Source organism: Paenibacillus amylolyticus (assembly GCF_051136285.1).
Lineage (GTDB): Bacteria > Bacillota > Bacilli > Paenibacillales > Paenibacillaceae > Paenibacillus > Paenibacillus amylolyticus_F.
This window is the reverse complement of record NZ_CP194938.1, coordinates 3,428,071-3,443,618: the sequence shown is the minus strand read 5'-3', so window position 1 is coordinate 3,443,618 and position 15,548 is coordinate 3,428,071. Positions and strand designations below refer to the sequence as shown.

Below are 15,548 nucleotides of genomic sequence, written 5' to 3'. Positions count from 1 at the left end.
AGTGGATGGTAACATGTCAGAACTTATCGTAAAACCTGCCGCAAACCCGAAGGAAGACGGAACAATATTAACCGTGACTCCGGAATCTGCTGGCTGGGAATATGTCGGATTTCAGGTTGCGAAACTAGCAGCAGGAGAGAAGTTAAGCCGGGAGAGCGGTGATCAGGAGCTGTGTGTAGTGCTTCTCAGCGGGCTTGCGAATGTAAGTACTCGGGAGCATACGTGGGAGAATATCGGGAAACGCATGAGTGTTTTCGAAAAAATTCCTCCGTACTCCGTCTATGTGTCCACATCAGATCAGGTGGAAGTTACAGCACTTACCGAGCTGGAGATTGCAATTTGTGTTGCCCCAGGGAAAGGTACGTATGCTTCGCGCCTGATTGCTCCCGAAGATGTAGGTGTGGAAGGCCGTGGTTACGGCAATCTGGAGCGTCATATCCACAACATTTTACCGGAGCAAAAAGATGCAGACAGCTTGCTGGTCGTTGAGGTGTTCACACCGGACGGGCACTGGTCGAGTTATCCGCCGCATAAACATGATCGGGATGCACTGCCAGATGAATCATTGCTGGAGGAAACGTATTATTTCCGTGTACAGCCGGAGCAAGGATTTGCTATACAACGTGTATATACCGATGATCGTTCTGTAGACGAGACGCTTGCGGTGAAGAACGGCGAAGTAGTACTTGTGCCGAATGGATACCATCCGGTGGGTGCTCCTCCGGGATATGAGGTTTATTATCTGAATGTGATGGCAGGCCCAACCCGGACTTGGAAGTTCCATAACGATCCTGACCATGAGTGGCTGTTCAAAAAATAAAATTCACAAGTAATTTTGTCTTCACATTGCGCAAGCAGTATTCCCCCTTCATAATAAGAAGAGAATAATCATCTATGTATAATGAATTTATATATAGCACAAATGGGGAAAAACAATGAAAGCAACCATTTACGATATAGCACGCGAGGCGGGGGTATCTATTGCCACCGTCTCGCAGGTGATTAACGGCAAAGGTAAGATCAGCGAGAAGCGCCGTGCCGAGATTATGGAGATCATGGAGCGTCTTCACTATCAACCAAGTGCGATTGCTGCTGCACTGACAGGCAAACAGACGTATACGCTGGGCCTGCTCGTACCGGATATATCTAATCCGTATTTTGCTGAGCTTGCCCGGGCAGTAGAGGATCGCAGCCGCCAGTTGGGATATAGCGTAGTGATCTGCAGTACGGATAACAAGGACGAGCGGGTAGAGCGATATCTGAATCTGTTGCAGCAAAAAAGAGTCGACGGCATGATGATCGGAACCGGGATCGATAATGCCGAAATTCTGTCACCGCTCTTGCAGCAGTCGATGCCTGTTGCGTTAATTGCCCGCCATATGCCTGCATTGTCGGTGCATACGGTCACAATCGACGATAAGCTTGGCGGTGCACTGGCTGCGCAACATCTGCTTGAACTTGGACATACTCGTGTGGCGGTCTTATCCGAGCCGTCCAAAGTTAGCAGTAGTCAGGAAAGGGTACGTGGATTCCGTGAAGCTTTACAACGAGCAGGACATGTACTGGAACCTGATCAGATCCGAGAATCAGCTGCAGACCTGAGTTCTGCCAAACAAGAGGCATTGCGGCTGCTCAGTGAACAGAACCATCCTACAGGTCTCTTCTGCTGCAATGACATACAGGCAATTGGTGCAATTCAGGCAGCCAAAGAACGTGGACTGCGTGTTCCTGAGGATGTATCCATTGTCGGATTCGACAACACGATTCTAGCTTCTGTGACCAGCCCACCACTGACAACGGTTGCTCAGCCTATTGAGGAGCTTGGGCGTTATGCGGTGGATATCCTTATCGAAGAATTAAAGAATAATAACACTGAACCACAGAAGCGAATACTGAAGCCGGAACTGGTGGTAAGGGAATCGACAGGCAACAGGTAAAGTTTTTTTGAAAATAGGGAAATACGGAGTTACAGAGACTGCTCTTGACCTCAAGTGAAATCGATACAAATAGAAGCCGCGTAATCCTTTACAGGAGACGCGGCTTGTTTGCATTCATAGAGATATGATGGTTATATTTTAAATTTCTTAACCTCATCAAATAAGGTGTTGGCAGAGTGGGTCAGCTCTTTGGAACGTTGTGAAATCGTTGTAATGTAATTGAATTGCTCTTGGGTCGAAGAAGCAACTTCCTCTGTAGAAGCGGCACTTTGCTCCGACATCGCGGCGACACTGGAGATAACTTCGGAAATTTTTCCAGCATTATTATCAAGTTCTGCAGTTGCCTCAGATACATGTCTGACCTGAAGATCGATGCCATCAACGGATTGTTTGATCCGTGCAAAGACATTCCGCATTTCGTGAACAGAAGTCACTTGCTGCTGGATGGCTTGTTCGGCAGAGTTTACTTCATTTACACTTTGCTCACTTGCGGTGTGAATTTCATCAAGCAAAACAATAATACTTTCAACAGACTGTGAGGATTGCTCGGCCAGTTTGCGTACCTCATTAGCAACAACAGCAAATCCATTGCCTTGTGTTCCCGCTCTGGCTGCTTCAATGGAAGCATTTAGTGCGAGCAGGTTGGTCTGTGCTGATATATCTCGAATCATGCTGGCGATGCTCTCAATTTTTTGAGATTTTTCTGCTAGTAAATGAATAGCTTCACCGACTCGATCAATGGAGCTGCGGTTATCTTCGGCCAGTTCCACCTGAGCATCAACAGATTGTAAACCTACTGACATCGCTTCTGTAACCTCCTGCATCATCATGACAGACTGCTCTACATTGTCATTGATACCATTCACAGTCTGGCTCATGGCGCTTAGACGGTTCGATCCCTCATAGACTGATTCTGCCTGACTGCTTGATCCTTGGGCAAGTTCATCTGTGGCAATAAAAATCTGTTCGGCAATACGCTGAGTGTTACCCGTATGATTTTCCATATCTATTGAAATGTCATGAACCTGATCAGCGGAGCTCCTCACTTTCTGCAATAGTATGCTGAGATGATCAGACATCGTATTGAAAGCAATCCCCAGTTCGGCAAATTCATCTTTGCCTTTAGCATCTACCCGGCCTGTAAAATCACCATGAGACATCTGACCGGACATCACTTGTAGTCGTTTAAGAGGTTTGATAAAGCGAGTGGCAACCCAATAAGCTATAGTTAGTACTGTTAATAATGTAACTACGATAATAAGGATATATTGATTTCGTAATTGGTAGTACTCGGCATAGGCCAGTTTCTCAGATATAACTGAGCCGACGATCCAACCTGTACTTGGGATTTGTTTATAATAGAGAAGCAGGTTTTCTCCATTGTATTGAAAAGACTTTTGTCCGGATGGATTAGCCTGCATATCTGCGAGCAAGGGGCCTAATTGACCATTATCCGCTGCTGAAGTACTTGCAAGATTAGCTTCTGGATGAGCGAGAATAACTCCCTTTTTGTCGAGCATGAAAGTATAGCCTAACCCATCCAGATCAATCTGATTCACTGTATCGGTTAGTTTGGAAAGGAGGATGTCAGAAGCCACCACCCCCTGTAATGTACCGCTCTTTGTTTTTACTGGCATAGCAATAGAAACCGTAAATTGTTTAGATTTGTTATCAATGTACGGGTCGGTAAAAATCAGTTTATCCGCTTGCACGGCTTCCTTGTACCAGGAACGTTTTCTAGGATCATAGTCTGCAGCCTGCTCAAAATCAGAACCATTCATAAACTGGCCGTCTTCATTGCCGTAATATAAGTCTTCTAAGTTATTGGGGTTAGTACCCTTATACATGATGGATAAATAATCTTCATTTAGATTAGAAGCAGGAACGGCTTCCTGAAACACCAGTCCTAACGTTTCTACTAATTTCTCATTTCCATGTAACCAACCATCCAATTGATACGTTGCGGTTGACACTAGCCCATTTAATTTATTATTCACACTTTGGGTTGCTTGTTTCTCGGTTTGAACTAAACCAAGAGGTGCGAGCGCACCTGCAGTTACCAGAACAGTGATGGAGAAGGCTAACATTAATTTCAATTTTAGTTTCATATTTTACTTTTCCCTCCAGATATAGTGCATATTAGGTATGGTAGAAGCTTATAGATTATATCGACAAATATTATTGAAACATTTACTAAATAAGCTTGTTATTAAATGGTATAGCAGAGGATCATGAAGGAAAACAAACATATAAATGGGTAAGATGGAAGAAGAGGTCGGAGTTTTATGTATCAAAATAGAGAGCGTTCTTTTGGCTAGTATGGCAGTTATGGGGGATAATGAGATAACTATCTGAAGGGGAGATAATATCGATGTTGGGTAAAGAAAAAGCGGCCTCTCACGAGAACCGCTCTAACTTTATTCCTACCTCGCATAATTTTCCTGAAATGTTCTGTCCAACTTGTAAAATTGCGTGCTTTTATTTCAATAAAAATTCCAATGCTTCATCATATGTTTCCCATTGGAATTCCGTCTGGTGCTCTGATTCTTTGGAGATCCGATTGAGCTGCATTTTGGCGATTGCCCCACCGACAGCTACGCTAGCTCGCTTCATGCCCATGTCCTTCAGTCGTTTTTGATGATCCACAATCTTCTCCTTGGTGTCCTGCGGGAAAGCTTTCATATGTGTCATATCAACCAGTACATCAAATGTGTTACCCAGTTGCGAAGCGATTTTTTCCATCTCCGCGTTGACTTGGTCGACCTGTTCTGGTGAGACGATCCCTTCCCAGACGATTTCAATAATCGGTTTTGTTGAATCCAAACGTCTGACAGACATAAAAGCAACTCCTCATTCATTATTTTATGTAGTTTATAAGTCTATTAGCCTATTAATTATACTGTTTCCTGCTATAAAAGAACATGGATTCCACATGATTGTAGTTCTTATGGACTATATAATCCTATTGGAGTAAAATTCAGGGAATGGAGGGATTTGAACCTGATAAATTCCACACTTTAATAGACAAAAGCCGCCCGAAATTAGATTTCGAACGGCATTAATCAGGTGTATATACTTGGATACCATAGACCACCATGAAGATTATAAGCTAATTTTCAGGCTTTCCGCTTCCGTCGCAATTCCCTTGGAACGAGTAATCCTTAGTTTCTGCTCTGCAGTGAATCCGAGAGTCTCCCCATCACGCAGGGTGACATCATTTTCGACCACATAGGTAGTGGTCATAAACATCATCTCAAAGACATCACTTAAGGGCTTAGATGACCCTATAATCTCCATCTCATCTTTCCCGAAGTTACGTAGACCGTATGTGTATGCTGAAGCACCTTCGGTACTTTGGTACAGGCCGATGAACACCCAGAGAGAGATGGGTAACTCGTCCTCCTTCAGTCCACGGCTTACCTCCACATACTTACCTGCTTCAACGACAAGTGGGGCCATGTAGATTGCCAGGGCGTGATCCAGTTGCAGTAAAGCTGATGCAGTTCGGGTGAAGAGGACATGTCCCAGGGTGGCATCCGTTGCATTCAGAACAGATACAATAATCTGAGACTTGTGACGTGAGGTCACCTGTTCAGCTTCAGGCCAGAGGATGTTTAACTTTGCATTCTCCTCAACCTCCCGATTGGGTACAGGAGCAGCAATGTGAGCACAGACAACCTGCATTCCATCTACTTCAAAGAAGAGATTGCCTTCCTCAGCATGTTCATCAATCGCAATGTTCTATTCCGTTTTCATATGGTGGATGAAAAGGTTAAAATCACAGTCTTCCCGTTCCAGTAGTACAAAACCGACAATGGTCTGACTTTGATCTGCCTGCAGGGCAGCATCGTTTAATGGTGTCTGTTCCTTTTTACGCCGACGCAGCTTGTCAAACAGTCCCATGACATGTTCCCCTTTCTGCTCCAGATTCTTTCTGGTGATATATATGCTTTATACTCCATACCTTACCATATTCGAGGGCTGGAGTCGCAGATTGCACCAGTTATCCGGAAGTTAGAGGAACAACACAAGCAGCAATGCTATGATTGCTGGCAATCCCTGTTTGAAAATAATGGAGCGTGAGGAAGTTGCACCGCCATAAAGAGCGGCAATAATCACACAGGCCAGGAAGAAAATCTGAATATGAAGCCCGACACTGGAATCCGGGTATAGAAGGCCCCAGATCAGACCTGCAGCAAGAAAACCATTGTACAGACCTTGGTTGGCTGCAAGAGCCTTGGTAGAGCTGGCAAACTCCGGAGTGGTGCCAAACGTTTTCATCGTGCGTGGACGCGTCCACATGAACATTTCCATAATCATAATATAGAAGTGTTCAACAGCTACAAGAGCAACAAAAATAGTACCGATCAAAAGAAACACCCTGCTTTCTATTATGTAATGAACCTCTAACATACCTGATATATAGATTATCACAAATAAAGAAAAGTTCAAATTAATTTTTCGCAATTAAATTGTGTATTATGTATTTAGGTTGCATTAGTGATATTTTACTGACTTCATAGAATGGGTAAGATATACCTAACAGCATCTGCTAATTATCAAAGATTCATACACAGGGTAATGATGATTATTCAAAATGGAAAAAGGACTTATTCAGAAAGGGAGGGAGATACGATGGGAACAGTTCAATTTGTTCTGCTAGCTGACGATCCATCCACATTTGTGACAAGGGTAGTGCCTTTCATTGATATTGAACTTGCTGGAATTCCGGGGGATCGGCATTATGGTCTGTTAAGACCGGCGGATTCTCGTCAGAAAATCTACAAACGAGGTACACCGATTGCAAATCGCCGGCAGATCAGTATCGTTTCAGAGGAAGAGTGTGCATTAATTGCTCAGAAGATGAACATTCCCGAAGTCCGCCCCGAGTGGCTTGGTGCCAATATCCTGGTTCGCGGCATAGAGAACTTGACTGAACTGCCCGCAGGAACAAGGCTTCTGTTTCCTGATGGAACAGGTTTGATCTGTGAAGGCGAGAATCTGCCTTGTGTACATCCGGGAAAAGTGATTGAACAGGTCTACGGACAGGAGGGGTTACGCAAAAGATTCGTGCCAGCCGCCCGCAAAAAGCGCGGTATCGTCTGTTCCGTTGAACGTGAGGGTGTCATCCACACAGGAGACACCATTGAAGTCATACGCCTGCCTTAGAACTGTGGCAGGCATATTTGCATTGATCGTCATTCTGCCTAGCTTCCGCCTCCACCTGAATCTGTTAGAAGAGACAAAGACAACTGCATATATTCTTCTGGCGTGCTGCCGATAATGGATTTAAAGTCTTTAATAAAATGGGATTGATCATGGTATCCCAGGTCTTGAGATAATTTGCCTAAGTCGCAGGCTAAGCCCCGTTCCATACATTCGGCTGCGTTTTGCAGACGATATAATTGGATTACCGTTTTGGGACTTATGCCAACATATTGTTTAAACAAACGTTGGAGCTTGCGTGTGTGCAGATTCCAGCGTGCAGACAGCTCATCTACTCTCAGTATATCCCTTTCCTGCTCGATCTGCTGTACGATGGTATGGATCAGGTTTGCTTCGGCATCCTCACCGGGAAGGTGCGCAGACAGTACTTGATCCATATAATTCACCTTTTCTTTCATGATGTGTTCATCCTCGGCTGGAAGCGCTCGTGTCAGTTGATATTGCTGCTTGCCTTCTTCCAGATGAGGCAGTCCCATGGGGGGAGATGCCGGAATGTCTGTTCTTTTCATCCCTGTGCCTCTCTTTCTCTTTGGATATGCTGATGAGTAATTTCAGTTCATTCGTTCCCCTTCAGTATAACTGAAATTTAGTTGTTGTCGCGTTTTTACAATACGAGCATGGGGTATAACGATAGGATAGAAATGCGGGAGAACGACCGCACCTTGAATGCATAAAAGGAGTGAGGCTCATGGATCTAAAATATGAATTTTATATCAATGCAGGACGGGAGGAAGTGTGGAATGCCCTTATTTCCTCTGATGGTACACGCAGCAGCTTCTTTGGCAGCGAGCTTCGCTCAAATTTTCAACCAGGACAACCGTTTGCTTATGTTGGGCCAGGTAATGATGGCGAAGAAACAGTCCATGTATATGGCGAGATTTTGGAATTCGAACCGCTCTCCAGACTTAGCTATCGGGAACATCCAGGGCCCTCGTATCATTCCAATCATGCAGAACTTCAATCGAGAGTGCTTTTTCAGTTAGAGACCATGGGGGAGTGTACCAAGCTGACGTTAATTAATGATCAGTTTACGGAAAATCATCCTTCCTTCTCGAATGCGCAGACTAGCTGGTGGATGATTCTAAGCAGCATCAAGACATGGGCAGAGACGGGGAAAACGCTAGATTTCGGGTGGTAACAGAAGAAGCGATAGTTTACGCGAATCGAAATGTTTAAAAATTTATGAAGTCATCTAACAACGTGAAATTTCTCCTAATAGGCGAAATTTTGCGTTTTTTTTTACAATAGAGACTTTAGACCTACACTTCTTGTATTTTTATGTCGAAGTATATATAAAGACACCTGACATAAGAGGGGATATTGCGATGTTTCTTAAACGTAGTGAAGTAAGTAAATCAAATCGTGTAGATTCCCATGAGCAATTGCTGAGTTACAGTCGTCATTTGCTTGAGAACGCTCAGAAGGGCCAGTTCTGGATTGGGACAAATGCCGATGTACAAGGAAATAATGAAATTCTGGAAAATATCCGGAAAGCTGTACAACTAATGCAATCACAGCATGAGGTTGCACAAATGCGTCTTACCCTGTTGAATCAGGCGCTACATGCGGGAATATGGGAGGCAGAGATTGTTGCAGGCAATCCGTTGGATAACAATAACGTCGTTTCGTTCTCCGAAGAGTTCCGCAAGATACTAGGCTACAATAATTCGAAGGACTTTCCCAATGAGTTCGCGAGTTGGGCTAAATCCGTACATCCTGAGGACAGACCGCAGCTCGTGCAGGGGATTACGAGTCATGTGAATGATCCGAGTGATCGAGCAGGATATAACATTGTAGGGCGTATGCTTTTGAAGAATGGAGAAGCCCGCTGGTTCAGATGTCTTGGACGACTTGTGAGAGATGATGCAGGTGCTCCGGTTAAATTAATCGGAGTAATGTTTGATATTCATGATGAGAAGAGCAAGTCCGATGAATTGGAAGCTCTTGTAACCCGTTATGATCTGGTCAACCGTGCGCTCGTGGAGGCGCCGTGGGATATGACAGTTGTTGCTGGAGATGTGGTGAATACAAACAATGAATTCTGGTGGTCACCACAATTCCGCAGAGAGCTGGGATTCAAGAATGAAGAAGACTTCCCGAACGTATTCAGCAGTTGGAGCAGTCGTCTTCACCCAGAAGACCATGATCGAACAATCAATGAATTTGCCAAACATTTGAATGACTACAGCGGCAGAACACCGTATGATCTCGATTACCGTTTGCAACGGAAAGATGGGGAGTATCGTTGGTATCATGCCGGAGGTGAAACCATTCGTGATGAGAACGGAGTACCGCTTCGTGTTGCTGGAACGATTCGGGATGTGACTCATCAGAAGAATAAAGAAGTGATTGTTGAAGCGATGAATTTGAAAACAAAACAGTTGTCCGAGTCCATTGAAGAGATGGTTCGCGGTATTAACTCGATTACGGATCAGGCACAGGAGCTCGTCAACGCTCAGGAGTTATCTGCTGATGCGGCAACGCAGGTGCGGGATAGTGTAGATGGTACGAAGAGTATTACAGCGTTTATTCGGGAGATTGCCGGCCAGACGAATCTGCTTGGTTTGAATGCAGCCATTGAAGCTGCACGTGCAGGTGAACTGGGCTTAGGTTTCGGCGTTGTAGCTGGAGAAGTGCGGAAACTGGCCGATCATAGTTCGGAGGCCACCGTCAACATTGAAGATAGCATGCAGAAAATGAAAACGTTGATTGATCATATTTTGCAGCATATCGGCAACATGTCCACACTGACTCAGAATCAGGCAGCCCTGACGCAGCAGGTCAACGCCTCAATGGATGAGATTAACAACATGTCGCAGGATCTGGTTAACTATTCGCGTAATTTGTAGAACATCAAAAAATCCACCGGATTTCATATCCCGGTGGATTTTTTGAATTTCACACTTTTTATAGAACCACTATGCCGTGATTCGTAATTATACTTGCAATACCTTGATCAGGTTTGTGTTACCGGATTGACCAATTGGAACACCAGCGGACAATACGATGATGTCTCCTTTTTCAACATAACCTGTTTTGATGGCATTGCGCGTAGCGGATTCGAACATTTCATCTGTTGTTGTCACTTTGTCGCCCATAACCGGAACGACACCGGAGAGCAGGCAAATTTTAGCCAGCACTTCTTCATGTTGAGTAACTGCGATAATCGGTGCTTTTGGACGATACTTGGAGATCATACGAGCCGTGAATCCACTCTCGGTGGATGTGATGATTGCTTTGGCATTCAAGACGAGCGATGAACTTACCGCACCTTGACTGATAACTTCGGTAATGTCAGCTACTTGTTGTGCGGATTTTTGATTGAACTGTTCTTTATAATCGATCATGGTTTCTGCGCGGCGTGCAACAGCAGCCATCGTGCGCACGGATTGGATCGGATATTTACCGGCAGCAGATTCGCCAGACAACATCACTACGTCTGCGCCTTGAAGTACAGCATTTGCTACGTCACTTACCTCGGACCGTGTTGGACGAGGGTTTACTTGCATGGATTCCAGCATATGCGTAGCGACGATAACCGGTTTGCCGGCTTTGTTACATTTATCGATCATTTCTTTCTGCATCATCGGTACATCTTCGATGGGAACTTCGACCCCGAGATCACCACGAGCTACCATAATGCCGTCGGATGCTTCGATGATATCATCAAGGTTTGTCATGCCTTCCTGATTCTCGATTTTGGAGATGATTTGCACATGCTCCTGACCGCGTTCTTTCAAAATGCTGCGGATTTCACGAATGTCATCACCTTTACGAACAAAGGAAGCCGCGATAATTTCGATGTTGTTCTCGATTCCGAATCCAATATGCATAACGTCACGCTCAGTTACGCCTGGCAGTGTCGTTTTGATTCCAGGCAGGTTCACGCCTTTGCGTGGTTTAAGGATACCGCCGCTAATGATTTTGCAATGAATCTCTGAACCTTCAACAGACAATACAGTGAGATCAACCAAGCCATCGTCAATCAGAATGCGATCTCCCGGTTTAACAACCAGATTCAATTCAGGGTAGTTTACGGAGATGCGCTCTACGTCGCCAAGAATATCCTCAGTGGTCAACGTAAGTTCTTTACCTGCCTGCAGATGAACCGAAGCCTCTTGTAGTTTACCAATCCGTACTTCCGGTCCTTTGATGTCCATCATGATTGGGATATATTTGTTCAGTTCAGCAGCCGCTGTACGGATGTTGTTGATCCGTCCCACATGATCTTCCAGCTCGCCATGAGCCATATTCAGACGGGCAACGGTCATCCCTTCCTGAATCATTACTTTCAACGTTTCGATTGAGTCACAAGCAGGTCCCATGGTACAGATAATTTTTGTTTTCAACATGCTAATATCCTCCTCATATTTAGTTCTTATGTGTATATTGTAGCGTTTCCTGTCGAATCAAGATATGAACTATAGTACAATGATTAGAATATAGTCCGATAACGAGGTGCATTATGTTTACTCCACTTGAAGTACATCATGTGAATGGCGTGGGTTGGTACGAAGAAGCCACGCAACCACAAGGCATTTGGCGTCTTAGCTTGGTTACATATGGAAATTGTGTATATTGGGTGAACGGAGATAAACAGATCATGGAAAAGGGTGAATTGCTGCTTATTCCTGGTGGGATACCCTATTACGGAAAAAGTATTCCTACGGTTACACACACCCAAATTGTTGTTTTATTGAAGCAAAACGAGATGGAAGAGCTACCTGCGATTAAACGGTGTGAACCATTGAGGCATAAACCAGGTTGTTATGAACTGATTCATCAGCGAATGAAGGCAATCCAGCAACAATGGGAAGAACGTCCTTCTTATTATGTCATGATGAGCCAAGCGTTATTGATGGAAGTAGTAATTTATATTAACCGGGAACTTGATCGAGGTATCATCCCGCCAGAGAGGCATCGGTACGTGGAACGGATGAAAAGATACATTGAGCAGCATTATCGAGAGAAAGTGACAAAGGAAGATCTTGGAGATGAAATCGGAAAGTCACCTAACTATGCGGCCTCCCTGTTCAAAGGTGTAACCAATCAGACGATTAGCGAATACGTTCATGACCAGCGGATGAAAAGAGCACTGTACCTGCTCACCGAGTCGCAGCTCTCCATTCAGGAAATTGCCGAATTTCTCGGTTACCGGGACTTGTCTTATTTTTACCGCATATTCAAACGACTCATGGGCAGTCCGCCATCCGATCTGCTGCACGAGCGTCCACCGATAGTCTAGGGCGTGTCTTAAAACTCGCAATTGATTTTCTTGAGGAAAAGATTCTGATTCATTTATGAATATAAAAAAGAGGGCTCCTGAGCCCTCTTTCATTGTGGTTGCATGTGTGATGTGCCACGCCATCATTGTAAATCGCTTTTCATGAACCGTGTTATGCATTTTGGCTTGGTTGTGTAGCTCTAAGCGGCTGCTTGCTGCCCTTCCGAGCCTGCCCCAGACGTTTGGCAAAGACATGGACTGTCCAGTAGGCTGCTTCAGCAAATGCAATGCCGCCAACGACATCCAGCAGGGAATGCTGTTTAACGAACACAGTTGAAGCAATAATCAGCCATAACCAGACCGAGCCAAAGATCCGCACTGCAGGCTTGACGTTCAGATGTCTGTTGAGAATGATGAACAACATATAGCTTGTAAGACAGTGTACGCTTGGGAAACAGTTCACAGGCGCATCATTGGAATAGATGAATTGCACAAGTAGACTACTTAGATCTGTACCACTCACTTCCGGGCGAGGTACATACGAAGGGAAAAGCACAAAACAAACATTGGCTGCCATCACCCCTACGTTATAAATGATCAATGTGCGCCAAAACAGCGACTTGTTCGTTAGACCCAGATATAGAAAGCTCAGATATAGAATAGGCATCCAGCTGACATATGGAATAATAAATTCTTTAATGAAAGGAATCTGTGTATCAATCCAGGCATAATTGTAAAATACATCATCTCCCGCTTGGCTGCCCAGGAACATATAAATCGAGCCTTGAAGCGGTATACATAGAATGGCCAGCAGATGTCCCCAGCGTTGAAAGAATGCTCTCATAAAATCCTCCCTGATTTAATAAGCTATATAGAAATCAATTCATAATTCTCCAAGTCTCATAGTCATTTGACGCTAAATAGATCAAGCGCCCCTGCATCCAAAAACTTAAGTATTACTATAATGGACAGGCAGGGGGGAAAGCCATACCTGATTTTAGGGTAAAACACAATTCGATAAGTCTCTTTTTTGTTACTTTTTATGTTTTTATCCAAATGGAGAAGCTGATCATGCAAAGTATTATATTATGATCGCTGTGGATTGGGTACACTTGCCTTGTGAGATTTTGAAAGGCTGGTCTGCATCCCATGTTCTAATATTCATGTCTGTTTGTTTACCCTCTATCCAGCTTGCGTGGTATACTTCAGACAGGTGCAAGACAGGTAAGTGAGGTCTGACCACCGTGTAACGAAAGAACGGCAGGTGAAATAATGGAAAAGACAGCACAGGAAGTGGCTGAATGGATGGTTGGTGAGATTAAGTTTACGGGCACGCTTCGTCAGGAGGCAGCAATCGAATATGTAAGAACTCATTTTGGAGAGCAGTTCGTTTTTGTTAACGAAAATGGCAATGCTTCCTTGTCCAAAGAGGTGAAAAAAGCGTTTCGCAAGCTGCATGGCGGGCGAGTTGCTTGGGACCGTGATGCGTTTATTTGGGCATGGACCTAGATGGAATGGTTGCTTGGTAGCTTGGCTTTTTGTGAATTTTAAATTAGTATAGACGTAGTTCTAGCTTGAACATGTTGGATATGCACGGACAGAACTTTTTCGCAAATCATGTATAAGTTGGATTGGAACTGCATATCCTTTCATAAGACCGCACACATAAGATCGCTTTGAGGGAATAACACAGATCGTTTTGTTCAGGGAGTTAAATAAACATGTATTTCCAAAGCTGTTTGAAAAGAAAATACAATGATTTGCTTTTTGAACGGATTAGAGGTATACTAAGAATCAAGTTGTACGGAGTTGAAAACCTAATTCATATATTGTAAAGGGCGATCACTTATAGTTTATGACTGGTACCTTTTTCAATGTGTGAATTTTTATTTGCTTGCTGCAAAGAACAAAGGAACATGTTAATCTTTATTTGGAGGTGTAATTCACATGCAAAACGGAACAGTAAAATGGTTCAACGCTGATAAAGGCTTCGGTTTCATCGAAGTTGAAGGCGGAGAAGATGTATTCGTACACTTCAGCGCTATTACAGGCGATGGCTTCAAAACGCTGGACGAAGGTCAACGCGTGCAATTTAAAATTGTACAAGGAAACCGTGGTCCTCAAGCAGAAGAAGTTGTAAAACTGTAATTAAAGCATAGCTGCCTTTAACATGTCATAATGGTAAAGGCAGCTTCTTTTTTTTGATTAAATAGATGAAAACTGGCCCAAAAGTTGTCGAGGCAGAAGTCCGATGGATGTTATACTTCCGCTAAGTATTGGCTTCTGTGCAATAACGTCGGTAAGATGTTTTTCCATAACAAAGGGGGTAGAAGTCATGTATAATCGCAAAAAACCGTTGGAAGAGATTCCACAAGCAGATGCAGCAATCTGGGAATGTACGAGTGATACGTGCAAAGGATGGATGCGGGACAATTTTGCGTTTGATAACGTACCTACTTGTCCAATATGTGCTTCTGAAATGGTTAGTACGACTAGGATGCTGCCATTGCTTGAGAATTCGAATAGTAACCTGAAAACGATGTCTAAAGGAAATCGGATTTAATATAGCTTACCCGCCTCTCACGAGGTGTTTTTTTTTAGATAAATTGCACATCTGGTACAGAGGTATGGGATTAAATATGAAGTTCCTGGCATTCGTTTAAGGCGGATGCCTTTTTTGTTACAAGAAAAAGGAACCTCTTCGTGTTCTATGAGCGAACATGAAGAGGTTTTTTTGTCGTTTGTTAATATTATTGCAACAGCTTTCCGTTATGGAAATCTAGATGAACAGGAACGGAAGAAGGAATAATGTAGCGATCAGGGCGACATCATAACCTGCCCCGTATCCGTAACCACCACCATAACCGCCGTATCCACCACCATATGGGTAGCCACCATAAGCTGAAGATTTGGCTTTTCTGGCTGATGATAATTTCTTTTTACTGACTCTGCGAAGTTGTTGCTTGGATTGGACAGAACACAAGCGTGGACCTTGAAAGGATTCATTCAGGTATACCTTTCCATCCCGGCAACCTCCAAGTGTGCCATACATATGCTTGCCGTCTTTCATGACAAGACAGACTGGACGTCCCACATGCGGTGATACGTTTTCTTCACATACCGGATGAATTCTGTGCATGCATATCCCCCTCGTAATTGCG

General features: G+C 44.1%; 18 protein-coding genes. 9 read left to right on the top strand and 9 right to left on the bottom strand.

Annotated features, from left to right (window positions below; genetic code table 11):
• Positions 1-13 precede the first annotated feature (13 nt).
• Together iolB and ACR8BL_RS15100 are read left to right on the top strand one after the other, a co-directional pair.
• On the top strand, positions 14-820 hold the full coding sequence (gene iolB / locus ACR8BL_RS15105) for a 5-deoxy-glucuronate isomerase (protein WP_434748417.1): 807 nt from the start codon (positions 14-16) through the stop codon (positions 818-820).
• A gap of 115 nt (positions 821-935) precedes the next feature.
• Positions 936-1,937: a LacI family DNA-binding transcriptional regulator gene (locus ACR8BL_RS15100; RefSeq protein ID WP_434748416.1), complete on the top strand. Its 1,002-nt coding sequence runs from the start codon at positions 936-938 to the stop codon at positions 1,935-1,937.
• Positions 1,938-2,068: 131 nt separating this feature from the next.
• Here the strand turns inward: ACR8BL_RS15100 and ACR8BL_RS15095 are convergent, their stop codons facing one another.
• From ACR8BL_RS15095 to ACR8BL_RS15075, 5 genes are all read right to left on the bottom strand, one after another.
• Positions 2,069-4,045, bottom strand: coding sequence for a methyl-accepting chemotaxis protein (locus ACR8BL_RS15095; protein ID WP_434748415.1), 1,977 nt, complete (start codon positions 4,043-4,045; stop codon positions 2,069-2,071).
• A 370-nt stretch (positions 4,046-4,415) separates the two neighbouring features.
• Entirely contained in the window at positions 4,416-4,775 is a 360-nt protein-coding gene (locus tag ACR8BL_RS15090; protein WP_434748414.1) for a hypothetical protein, read from the bottom strand.
• 264 nt (positions 4,776-5,039) lie between these two features.
• Positions 5,040-5,621 (bottom strand): DUF4261 domain-containing protein, encoded by a 582-nt coding sequence (locus ACR8BL_RS15085; protein WP_434748413.1) that lies wholly within the window; start codon positions 5,619-5,621, stop codon positions 5,040-5,042.
• Positions 5,622-5,678: 57 nt separating this feature from the next.
• The gene (locus ACR8BL_RS15080; RefSeq protein ID WP_434748412.1) at positions 5,679-5,840 is read right to left on the bottom strand and encodes a hypothetical protein; all 162 of its coding nucleotides are present in this window, start codon (positions 5,838-5,840) and stop codon (positions 5,679-5,681) included.
• Positions 5,841-5,951: 111 nt separating this feature from the next.
• Entirely contained in the window at positions 5,952-6,350 is a 399-nt protein-coding gene (locus tag ACR8BL_RS15075; RefSeq protein WP_434756732.1) for a DUF1304 domain-containing protein, read from the bottom strand.
• 222 nt (positions 6,351-6,572) lie between these two features.
• Here ACR8BL_RS15075 and ACR8BL_RS15070 point away from each other — a divergent pair, with 222 nt between their 5' ends.
• Entirely contained in the window at positions 6,573-7,106 is a 534-nt protein-coding gene (locus tag ACR8BL_RS15070) for an MOSC domain-containing protein (protein ID WP_434748411.1), read from the top strand.
• A 38-nt stretch (positions 7,107-7,144) separates the two neighbouring features.
• On the opposite strand, the gene ACR8BL_RS15065 is transcribed toward ACR8BL_RS15070, so the two are convergent.
• Positions 7,145-7,672, bottom strand: coding sequence for a helix-turn-helix domain-containing protein (locus ACR8BL_RS15065; RefSeq protein ID WP_434748410.1), 528 nt, complete (start codon positions 7,670-7,672; stop codon positions 7,145-7,147).
• Positions 7,673-7,851: 179 nt separating this feature from the next.
• On the opposite strand from ACR8BL_RS15065, the gene ACR8BL_RS15060 reads away from it, so the two are divergent.
• The gene (locus tag ACR8BL_RS15060) at positions 7,852-8,301 is read left to right on the top strand and encodes an SRPBCC family protein (protein WP_434748409.1); all 450 of its coding nucleotides are present in this window, start codon (positions 7,852-7,854) and stop codon (positions 8,299-8,301) included.
• A gap of 187 nt (positions 8,302-8,488) precedes the next feature.
• Positions 8,489-10,012, top strand: a complete 1,524-nt coding sequence (locus ACR8BL_RS15055; protein WP_434748408.1) for a PAS domain-containing protein — start codon at positions 8,489-8,491, stop codon at positions 10,010-10,012.
• Between the two features lie 87 nt (positions 10,013-10,099).
• Here the strand turns inward: ACR8BL_RS15055 and pyk are convergent, their stop codons facing one another.
• Positions 10,100-11,515, bottom strand: coding sequence for a pyruvate kinase (gene pyk / locus ACR8BL_RS15050; protein WP_434748407.1), 1,416 nt, complete (start codon positions 11,513-11,515; stop codon positions 10,100-10,102).
• Between the two features lie 113 nt (positions 11,516-11,628).
• Between pyk and ACR8BL_RS15045 the strand changes: the two genes are divergently transcribed.
• Complete coding sequence (locus ACR8BL_RS15045) at positions 11,629-12,408, top strand: helix-turn-helix transcriptional regulator (RefSeq protein ID WP_434748406.1); 780 nt, start codon at positions 11,629-11,631, stop codon at positions 12,406-12,408.
• 151 nt (positions 12,409-12,559) lie between these two features.
• On the opposite strand, the gene ACR8BL_RS15040 is transcribed toward ACR8BL_RS15045, so the two are convergent.
• Positions 12,560-13,231, bottom strand: coding sequence for a phosphatase PAP2 family protein (locus ACR8BL_RS15040; protein ID WP_434748405.1), 672 nt, complete (start codon positions 13,229-13,231; stop codon positions 12,560-12,562).
• Between the two features lie 428 nt (positions 13,232-13,659).
• Here ACR8BL_RS15040 and ACR8BL_RS15035 point away from each other — a divergent pair, with 428 nt between their 5' ends.
• The 3 genes from ACR8BL_RS15035 to ACR8BL_RS15025 all read left to right on the top strand — a co-directional run bounded on the left by ACR8BL_RS15035 (position 13,660) and on the right by ACR8BL_RS15025 (position 14,950).
• Positions 13,660-13,896, top strand: a complete 237-nt coding sequence (locus tag ACR8BL_RS15035; RefSeq protein WP_434748404.1) for a DUF6953 family protein — start codon at positions 13,660-13,662, stop codon at positions 13,894-13,896.
• A 438-nt stretch (positions 13,897-14,334) separates the two neighbouring features.
• Positions 14,335-14,535: a cold-shock protein gene (locus ACR8BL_RS15030; protein ID WP_017691122.1), complete on the top strand. Its 201-nt coding sequence runs from the start codon at positions 14,335-14,337 to the stop codon at positions 14,533-14,535.
• Positions 14,536-14,722: 187 nt separating this feature from the next.
• Positions 14,723-14,950, top strand: a complete 228-nt coding sequence (locus ACR8BL_RS15025) for a cold-shock protein (protein ID WP_434748403.1) — start codon at positions 14,723-14,725, stop codon at positions 14,948-14,950.
• A 216-nt stretch (positions 14,951-15,166) separates the two neighbouring features.
• Here ACR8BL_RS15025 and ACR8BL_RS15020 read toward each other — a convergent pair whose 3' ends face one another.
• On the bottom strand, positions 15,167-15,526 hold the full coding sequence (locus tag ACR8BL_RS15020; protein WP_434748402.1) for a hypothetical protein: 360 nt from the start codon (positions 15,524-15,526) through the stop codon (positions 15,167-15,169).
• Positions 15,527-15,548 lie beyond the last annotated feature (22 nt).

Excerpts from the sequence above, each read along its gene's own strand:
- ACR8BL_RS15045 (WP_434748406.1), top strand. The coding sequence starts at position 11,629 with ATGTTTACTCCACTTGAAGTACATCATGTGAATGGCGTGGGTTGGTAC.
- ACR8BL_RS15035 (WP_434748404.1), top strand. The coding sequence starts at position 13,660 with ATGGAAAAGACAGCACAGGAAGTGGCTGAATGGATGGTTGGTGAGATT.
- ACR8BL_RS15040 (WP_434748405.1), bottom strand. The coding sequence starts at position 13,231 with ATGAGAGCATTCTTTCAACGCTGGGGACATCTGCTGGCCATTCTATGT.
- ACR8BL_RS15070 (WP_434748411.1), top strand. The coding sequence starts at position 6,573 with ATGGGAACAGTTCAATTTGTTCTGCTAGCTGACGATCCATCCACATTT.
- ACR8BL_RS15085 (WP_434748413.1), bottom strand. The coding sequence starts at position 5,621 with ATGCAGGTTGTCTGTGCTCACATTGCTGCTCCTGTACCCAATCGGGAG.
- ACR8BL_RS15020 (WP_434748402.1), bottom strand. The coding sequence starts at position 15,526 with ATGCACAGAATTCATCCGGTATGTGAAGAAAACGTATCACCGCATGTG.
- ACR8BL_RS15075 (WP_434756732.1), bottom strand. The coding sequence starts at position 6,350 with ATGTTAGAGGTTCATTACATAATAGAAAGCAGGGTGTTTCTTTTGATC.
- ACR8BL_RS15095 (WP_434748415.1), bottom strand. The coding sequence starts at position 4,045 with ATGAAACTAAAATTGAAATTAATGTTAGCCTTCTCCATCACTGTTCTG.
- ACR8BL_RS15060 (WP_434748409.1), top strand. The coding sequence starts at position 7,852 with ATGGATCTAAAATATGAATTTTATATCAATGCAGGACGGGAGGAAGTG.
- ACR8BL_RS15030 (WP_017691122.1), top strand. The coding sequence starts at position 14,335 with ATGCAAAACGGAACAGTAAAATGGTTCAACGCTGATAAAGGCTTCGGT.
- ACR8BL_RS15025 (WP_434748403.1), top strand. The coding sequence starts at position 14,723 with ATGTATAATCGCAAAAAACCGTTGGAAGAGATTCCACAAGCAGATGCA.
- ACR8BL_RS15100 (WP_434748416.1), top strand. The coding sequence starts at position 936 with ATGAAAGCAACCATTTACGATATAGCACGCGAGGCGGGGGTATCTATT.
- pyk (WP_434748407.1), bottom strand. The coding sequence starts at position 11,515 with ATGTTGAAAACAAAAATTATCTGTACCATGGGACCTGCTTGTGACTCA.
- ACR8BL_RS15080 (WP_434748412.1), bottom strand. The coding sequence starts at position 5,840 with ATGGGACTGTTTGACAAGCTGCGTCGGCGTAAAAAGGAACAGACACCA.
- iolB (WP_434748417.1), top strand. The coding sequence starts at position 14 with ATGTCAGAACTTATCGTAAAACCTGCCGCAAACCCGAAGGAAGACGGA.
- ACR8BL_RS15055 (WP_434748408.1), top strand. The coding sequence starts at position 8,489 with ATGTTTCTTAAACGTAGTGAAGTAAGTAAATCAAATCGTGTAGATTCC.
- ACR8BL_RS15065 (WP_434748410.1), bottom strand. The coding sequence starts at position 7,672 with ATGAAAAGAACAGACATTCCGGCATCTCCCCCCATGGGACTGCCTCAT.
- ACR8BL_RS15090 (WP_434748414.1), bottom strand. The coding sequence starts at position 4,775 with ATGTCTGTCAGACGTTTGGATTCAACAAAACCGATTATTGAAATCGTC.